7 protein-coding genes are annotated in these 7,478 nt (G+C 53.2%); 2 read left to right on the forward strand and 5 right to left on the reverse strand.

The features are described from left to right. Positions 1-66: 66 nt before the first annotated feature. From yidC to rpmH, 4 genes are all read right to left on the reverse strand, one after another. Positions 67-1,704 carry a membrane protein insertase YidC gene (gene yidC / locus BBW69_RS00255; RefSeq protein WP_188210037.1) on the reverse strand — a complete coding sequence of 546 codons (1,638 nt, stop codon included), beginning with the start codon at positions 1,702-1,704 and terminating at the stop codon, positions 67-69. 166 nt (positions 1,705-1,870) lie between these two features. Next, entirely contained in the window at positions 1,871-2,092 is a 222-nt protein-coding gene (yidD, locus tag BBW69_RS00260) for a membrane protein insertion efficiency factor YidD (protein ID WP_107961198.1), read from the reverse strand. 49 nt (positions 2,093-2,141) lie between these two features. Then, positions 2,142-2,507 (reverse strand): ribonuclease P protein component, encoded by a 366-nt coding sequence (rnpA, locus tag BBW69_RS00265; protein ID WP_107961199.1) that lies wholly within the window; start codon positions 2,505-2,507, stop codon positions 2,142-2,144. Between the two features lie 2 nt (positions 2,508-2,509). Continuing rightward, positions 2,510-2,644 carry a 50S ribosomal protein L34 gene (gene rpmH / locus BBW69_RS00270; RefSeq protein ID WP_002214728.1) on the reverse strand — a complete coding sequence of 45 codons (135 nt, stop codon included), beginning with the start codon at positions 2,642-2,644 and terminating at the stop codon, positions 2,510-2,512. 272 nt (positions 2,645-2,916) lie between these two features. On the opposite strand from rpmH, the gene dnaA reads away from it, so the two are divergent. Further along, on the forward strand, positions 2,917-4,464 hold the full coding sequence (dnaA, locus tag BBW69_RS00275; protein ID WP_107961205.1) for a chromosomal replication initiator protein DnaA: 1,548 nt from the start codon (positions 2,917-2,919) through the stop codon (positions 4,462-4,464). A gap of 79 nt (positions 4,465-4,543) precedes the next feature. Continuing rightward, complete coding sequence (gene dnaN, locus BBW69_RS00280) at positions 4,544-5,647, forward strand: DNA polymerase III subunit beta (RefSeq protein WP_188210038.1); 1,104 nt, start codon at positions 4,544-4,546, stop codon at positions 5,645-5,647. 208 nt (positions 5,648-5,855) lie between these two features. Here the strand turns inward: dnaN and ppk1 are convergent. Beyond that, positions 5,856-7,478, reverse strand: a 1,623-nt coding sequence (gene ppk1, locus BBW69_RS00285; RefSeq protein WP_188210039.1) for a polyphosphate kinase 1, incomplete at its 5' end; no start/stop codon positions are given.

The following is a 7,478-nucleotide window of genomic DNA, read 5'->3' on the forward strand; positions in this document are numbered from 1 at the left end:
ATTTGTTTGAGGAAATAAAAAAGGCCGTCTGAACAACAGACGGCCTTTGTGTTGCCTAAACCTTTATCAAGAAACGACTTCGCCTTGGGCGCGTTGTTTTTCGATACTGCGGTTGATGTGCCATTGCTGAGTGATGGTCAGGAGGTTGTTGACTACCCAGTACAATACCAGACCGGCAGGGAAGAAGAAGAACATGGCTGAGAAAACCAGCGGCATGATTTTCATCATTTTTGCCTGCATCGGGTCGGTCGGCGGCGGATTGAGGAATGTTTGGGCAAACATGGTTACCGCCATAATCACAGGCAGGATGTAGTAGGGGTCGGAGCGGCTAAGGTCGGTAATCCAGCCCAGCCAAGGTGCCTGACGCAATTCTACGGAGGCGAACAATGCCCAGTACAAGCCGATGAAGACGGGGATTTGCAACAACATAGGTAGACAGCCGCCCAGCGGGTTGATTTTTTCGTCTTTGTAAAGCTGCATCATCGCTTGTTGTTGCGCCATACGGTCGTCGCCGTATTTCTCTTTGATGGCTTGCAGTTTGGGTGCGGCGGCGCGCATTTTTGCCATCGAGCGGTAGGACGCGTTGGTCAGCGGGTAGAGTACGGCTTTGACGATGATAGTCAAAACGACGATTGCCCAGCCCCAGTTGCCGATGATGTTGTGCAGTTGGTTCAGGAGCCAGAATAGGGGGGAGGCGAACCAGTGTACTTTGCCGTAGTCTTTTGCCAGTTGCAGGTTGTCGGCGATGTTTGCGATAACAGATGTGGTCTGCGGGCCGGCGTAGAGGTTGATGGATGCTTCAGATTTCGCGCCGTTTTGGATGGCGGCTAAAGGCACGCTGACGCTGGTGCTGTACAGGTTGTCATTGCGGCGTTTGATGTCGATACGGCAGTCGCCAGCGGTACAAACGCTTTGTCCGCCTTTGGGTTGGAGGATCCAGGTGGACATGAAGTGGTGTTCAATCATGCCGAGCCAGCCGGTTTGGGTTTTGCGGGCGTATTCGGCTTCGTTTTTGCCTGATTTGGCATCGTCGTCCAAGTCGGAGAAGCTGACTTTTTGGAATTTGTCTTCAGGAGTGTACACGACGGGGCCGAGGTAGGAACGTGTGAAGTAGCCTTGGCCTTCGGGTTGGCTGTGGTCGCGCACGATGCGGTAGTCCGCGCTTAGGTTGGCGGGCTTGCCGCTGGTGTTGGTAATGTCGAAACGGACGTTGACGAGGTAGCTGTCTTTGGTAAAGGTATAGACTTTGTCGATTTTCAGTCCGTTGGTTTCGGGCGCGCTCAGGCGGACTTCGACTTTGTCGCCGTTGAGGCTGTATTGTTTTTGGGAGGCGGTAAAGTTGACGCCTTTCAGGATGTTGTTGCCTTGTGCGTCCAAAAGCTCGGATTGGGCAACGTAGGTGTATTCTTTGCTGTCGTCAAACAGGGAGAAGGGTTTGTTTTCGTTGCCGTTTGCTTTGTATTTGAGCAGGGTCATTTGACGCAGGTCGCCGCTTTTTTCGTCGATGACGGCTTTGACCGTATCGGTCGTTACGGTAATCGGCGTTGCTGGGGCGAGCGCGGCTTCGGCGGAAGCAGTTACGGCCTGTTGTTGTGCTGCCTGTTGGGGAGCGGGGACGGGCTTCGGAGTGGGGAACATCTTTTCCCATCCGATCATAATCACCAGTGCGATGGCGAAAAACGCCGTGAGTCTTTTAAAATCCATAAGAGTTTCCTGAATGGTCGGAAATGCCGCAGGTTGCGGATTCCGATAGACGGGGAATAACGGCAGGCTTTATACCCGGCGGTTGTGCCGCCTGCCCGAAGCTTCAGACGGCATTATATAGAAACCGATGGGAAATAAAAGAAAAGCGTGCAGTTTGAATATCGGGTCAGGGAACGGGGTCGTGTCCGTGTCCGCCGAGGGGGTGGCATCGGGCGATGCGTTTTGCCGCAAGCAGGCCGCCTTTGAATGCGCCATATTTTTTGACTGCTTCGACGGCATATTGCGAACAGGTCGGCGTATAGCGGCAGCGGGGCGGAATCAGCGGGCTGATGCAGTATTGGTAGAGCCTTATCAGAACCAGCAGCAGTTTGGATAACAGAAAGTTCATGGAGGATGCCTTATATGTAAACCCGCCGGCGCATGCCGTATCGCCCGATTTATGCCTGTTTTTTGTAGTTTGGATCCGAACCGCCCAGCATGAGCTGCGCCAGTTCTTCCCGTGCCTGTGCCGCAGTGTCCCTGCCGAATTTCCGATGGGCGCGGACAACGAAATCTTGCGGCGGCAGCTTGTTTTTATTTAATCTGAACCAGTCGCGGATAACGCGTTTCATGTAATTCCGTTCGTTGGCCCGTTTGGCCGTTTTTTTGCCGACGACCAGCCCGAGGCGGGGGTATCCCAGTCCGTTGCCGTCTGAACGGGAGACTTGCAGGAGGTCGCGGCTGCGGCGTTTCCTGAATGCAAAAACGGATGAAAAATCATCCGTTTTTAACAAGCGGTACTGCCTTCCGAAGCGGTAGTCCAAAATTATACCGCCAGGCGTTTGCGGCCTTTGGCGCGGCGTGCGGCCAATACTGCGCGGCCGCCGCGTGTTTTGGAGCGCACCAGGAAGCCGTGGGTGCGTTTGCGTTTGGTAACGGAAGGTTGATAAGTGCGTTTCATGATGTTTCCTAAAAATCGGTAGATAGATAAACTGTGAATTACACTCTAATTTGCTGCTTTTGTCAATCAATATAGAAACTTTGCTGGAGAATCAGCCGATTGCCGCGCATCTCTGTGGATAAATTTTTACGCGGGTTGTGGATAAAATATTCGTGAGTCGGTATAATCGGGCAGTCGCGTTTTAAACCGACGTAGGGTTAAGGTAATTGTTTTCTATATGAAAATATTATCTTTTTTCCATGATTCCACTTTTTACCGATTCGAGCTTATTTATGACACTAGCAGAGTTCTGGCCGATGTGCCTCCGCCGCCTTCGCGATATGTTGCCTCCGGGGCAGTTTGCGCAATGGATTGCACCCCTTACGGTCGGTGAAGAAGGGGAAGTGTGGGTGGTGTACGGTAAAAACCAGTTTGCCTGCAATATGCTTAAGAGCCAGTTTGCCGGGAAAATCGAGGCGGTGATGCAGGAATTGGTGCCTAACCGTGCCGCATTCATATTCAAACCCGGCGAAGGCATACGCTATGAGATGGCGGATGTCGGGGTTGTAGAAAAACCGTCCGTGCACGAGGTGCAGGATGAATTGCCGGTGCAGGCGGAGTTGTCGGATGAAATGCCGTCTGAAGGGCCTGCCAAATCCGTACAGGCGAAAACGGCGGAGGATATTGTGGCGGAACGTATGAAAAACCTCCTGCATGAGCCGCGCCATACTGCCGAACCTGCTTCCCGTCCGGAATCGGAGGTACTTGCGAAAGCTCGGACGGATGCGCAGCGTGATGCGGAAGAGGCGCGTTACGAACAAACCAACCTGTCTCCGGATTACACGTTTGATACGTTGGTAGAAGGTAAGGGCAACCGCCTTGCAGCTGCCGCCGCGCAGGCGATAGCGGAAAGTCCGGGACAGAGTTATAACCCGTTTTTCCTCTATGGCAGTACGGGTTTGGGTAAAACCCACTTGGTTCAGGCCGTGGGTAACGAGCTGTTGAAAAACCGCCCCGATGCGAAAGTGCGCTATATGCATTCGGACGACTATATTCGCAGCTTTATGAAGGCGGTTCGCAACAATACCTATGACGTATTCAAGCAGCAATACAAGCAATACGACCTGCTGATTATCGACGACATCCAGTTCATCAAAGGCAAAGACCGTACGATGGAGGAATTCTTCTATCTGTACAATCATTTCCACAACGAGAAAAAACAGCTCATCCTCACTTGCGATGTGTTGCCTGCGAAAATCGAAGGCATGGACGACCGGCTCAAATCGCGTTTCTCTTGGGGTTTGACTTTGGAACTCGAACCGCCCGAATTGGAAATGCGCATCGCCATTTTGCAGAAAAAGGCAGAGGCGTCGGGTATCAGCATTGAAGACGAGGCGGCATTGTTTATTGCCAACCTGATCCGTTCCAATGTGCGCGAATTGGAAGGTGCGTTCAACCGTGTCAGTGCGAGCAGCCGCTTTATGAACCGGCCGGTTATCGATATCGATTTGGCGCGTACGGCTTTGCAGGATATTATTGCCGAGAAGCATAAGGTCATTACCGCCGATATTATTATTGATGCCGTTGCCAAATATTACCGTATCAAAATCAGCGATGTGCTCGGTAAGAAACGGACACGAAACATTGCCCGTCCGCGCCAGGTGGCGATGAGCCTGACCAAAGAGCTGACCACGTTGAGCCTGCCGTCTATCGGCGATTCGTTCGGCGGGCGCGACCATACGACCGTTATGCACGGCATCAGGGCCGTGTCGAAACTGCGTGAAGAGGATCCGGAATTGGCCCAGGATTATGAAAAGCTGCTGATTCTGATTCAAAACTGATGGAAAACGTTTTCAGACGGCATGATATTGCACAAGCCGTCCGAAGGGTAAAGATACAAACCGATTCAAAGGAGCGAACATGTTGATTTTACAAGCCGAGCGCGACAGCCTGCTCAAGCCGTTGCAAGCCGTTACCGGCATTGTCGAACGCCGCCACACCCTGCCTATCCTGTCCAATGTGCTGATTGAGGGCGGGGACAGTCAAACCCGGCTTTTGGCAACCGATTTGGAAATCCAAATCGATACCTCCGGTCCGGAATGCAGTGCGGCGGATTTTCGTATTACGACCAATGCCAAGAAATTTCAGGATATTTTACGGGCACTGCCGGCAGGTGCATTGGTTTCGTTGGATTGGGACGACAACCGCCTGACGTTGAAGGCGGGCAAGTCCCGTTTTGCCCTGCAAACCCTGCCTGCCGAAGATTTTCCGCAAATGAATATCGGCGAGGATGTCAGTGCCGTTTTCGAGTTGGAACAGGAAGCCTTCAAGTCCATGCTTTCACAGGTTCAATACAGTATGGCGGTGCAGGACATCCGCTATTATCTCAACGGTTTGCTGATGCAGGTTGAAGGCGGGCAATTGCGCCTTGTGGCGACAGACGGACACCGGCTTGCTTATTCGGCTTGCGCCATTGATGCGGATTTGCCGCGAACCGAGGTTATTTTGCCGCGCAAAACGGTTTTGGAGCTTTTCAAACTGTTGAATAATCCGTCCGATCCGATTCAAGTAGAACTCTTGGACAAGCAGGTTCGCTTCCGTTGCAACGGCACAACCATCGTCAGCAAAGTCATTGACGGCAAATTCCCTGATTTCAACCGTGTGATTCCTTTGGATAACGACAAGATTTTCGTGTTGTCGAGGGCGGAATTGTTGGGCGCGTTGGAACGTGCATCGATTCTTGCCAATGAAAAATTCCGCGGTGCGCGATTGTTTTTGCAGCCCGGCCTCTTGAGCGTTGTGTGCAGCAATAACGAACAGGAAGAAGCGCGCGAAGAAATCGAGATTGCCTATCAGGGCGGCGGACTTGAGGTCGGTTTCAATATCGGTTATCTGATGGACGTGTTGCGAAATATTCATTCCGACGATGTGCAGCTTGCTTTCGGCGATGCCAACCGTTCGACCTTGTTTACTGTACCGAACAATCCGAATTTCAAATATATCGTGATGCCGATGCGCATCTGATTGGTTGACCGCAAGTGTGCGTGTGGAAAGAATAACCCCGAAACAGAGGAGACGGTTTCGGGGTTTTCCGTATTCGGCGTATATCGGCACATACGGTGTCCGGTATGGTTTGCCGCGACAAGGTGGATTGGCCGGTAAAACGGATGTCGTCTGAAATCCTGTTTCAGACGGCATTTTGACGGGGCATGGGTCGGCTTTGGTAGGACGGTCAGCCGCCGTGCAAAACCCACAAATCGTTTTGCAGGTCGACTTCGGATTCGCCTTCGGCAGGTGTGGCTCTGATATAGCTGCCGTCCGGCTGCATCAGCCATGCATGGGTGTTGTCGTCCAGTGCCATGGTCAGTCCTTCATGTATAACGCGCTTTTTGAGGGTTGGCGTGGTAACGGGCGTTGCTACTTCAATGCGGCGGAAGAAGTTGCGCCCCATCCAGTCTGCGCTGGAAATGAACGTATCGTCCGCGCCGTTGTTGTGGAAGCAGTAAATCCGTGAGTGTTCGAGCTGTCTGCCGACGATGGAGCGGACGCGGATGTTTTCGGACAATCCTTTTACACCGGGACGCAGGGTGCACATGCCGCGCACAATCAAGTCGACTTGCACGCCTGCCGCGCTAGCTTGGTACAGCGCATCAATCACGCTCGGTTCGATAAGCGAATTCATCTTGGCAGTAATCCGTGCCGGCTTGCCTGCTTTGGCGTGTGCGGTTTCCTGCCTGATGCGGTTGATGACCATTTTGTGCAGGGTAAAGGGGCTCTGATAGAGCTTGTTCAGACGGCCGGGTTTGCCCAAACCTGTGATTTCCATAAACAAAGTGTTTACGTCGGCGGTAATCTGGTCGTCGTCGGTAATGATGCCGAAGTCGGTGTAGATGCGCGATGTGCCTTGGTGGTAGTTGCCGGTACCGAGGTGGGCATAACGTTTGAGCACGCCGTCCTCGCGGCGGATTACCAGTGCCATTTTGGCATGAACTTTGTAGCCGAATACGCCGTAAACGACGTGTGCACCTGCATTTTCAAGCTGTTGCGCCCAGTTGACGTTGTTGGCCTCATCAAAACGCGCCATCAGTTCGACCACGACGGTAACCTGTTTGCCTGCCAACGCGGCCTTCATCAAGGCGCGTACGAGTTCGGAATTGCTGCCAGTGCGGTAGATGGTCATTTTGACGGCAAGGACGGCGGGGTCTGCGGCGGCTTCGCGTATCATATGGACGACGGGGTCGAAGGACTGGTACGGATGGTGCAGAAGAATGGGTGCACGGCGTATCAGTTTGAATATCGAGCCGTTTTTACCCAAGGCTTTCAACCTGCCTTGTGTATGGGACGGAAATTTTAAATCAGGACGGTCAACCAAATCGGGAACGGCGTTGAGGCGTACGAGGTTGACCGGACCTTTGACTTGGTAAAGTTCGGCAGCGGTCAGCCTGAATTGCGACAGCAGGAAGTCGTGGATGTAGGCGGGGCAGGTGTCGGCGACTTCAAGGCGTACGCCGTCTCCGTATTCCCGGTCGTGCAGTTCGTTTTGGATGGCGGCCCGGAGGTTTTTGAGGTCTTCTTCATCGACGGTCAGGTCGCTGTCGCGGGTGAGGCGGAATTGGTGGCAGCCTTTGACCGTCATGCCGGGAAAGAGTTTGCCGACGTGGGCGTGCAGGATGGAGGAGAGGAAGACAAAGCCGCTGCCGCCTTGGCATAATTCTGCAGGCAGGGGGACGACGCGCGGCAGGATGCGCGGTGCCTGGACAATCGCCATACCCGAGGGTCTGCCGAATGCGTCTGTGCCGTCGAGTTCTACGGCAAAGTTCAGCGATTTGTTCAGCGGGCGTGGGAACGGGTGGGA

Origin of the sequence: Neisseria sp. RH3002v2f (assembly GCF_014596375.1) — a bacterium.
GTDB lineage: Bacteria > Pseudomonadota > Gammaproteobacteria > Burkholderiales > Neisseriaceae > Neisseria > Neisseria cinerea.

What these genes read in the sequence shown, in the direction of transcription:
- yidD (WP_107961198.1), bottom strand. Translation starts at nt 2,092, where the DNA reads ATGAACTTTCTGTTATCCAAACTGCTGCTGGTTCTGATAAGGCTCTAC.
- rpmH (WP_002214728.1), bottom strand. Translation starts at nt 2,644, where the DNA reads ATGAAACGCACTTATCAACCTTCCGTTACCAAACGCAAACGCACCCAC.
- yidC (WP_188210037.1), bottom strand. Translation starts at nt 1,704, where the DNA reads ATGGATTTTAAAAGACTCACGGCGTTTTTCGCCATCGCACTGGTGATT.
- dnaN (WP_188210038.1), top strand. Translation starts at nt 4,544, where the DNA reads ATGTTGATTTTACAAGCCGAGCGCGACAGCCTGCTCAAGCCGTTGCAA.
- dnaA (WP_107961205.1), top strand. Translation starts at nt 2,917, where the DNA reads ATGACACTAGCAGAGTTCTGGCCGATGTGCCTCCGCCGCCTTCGCGAT.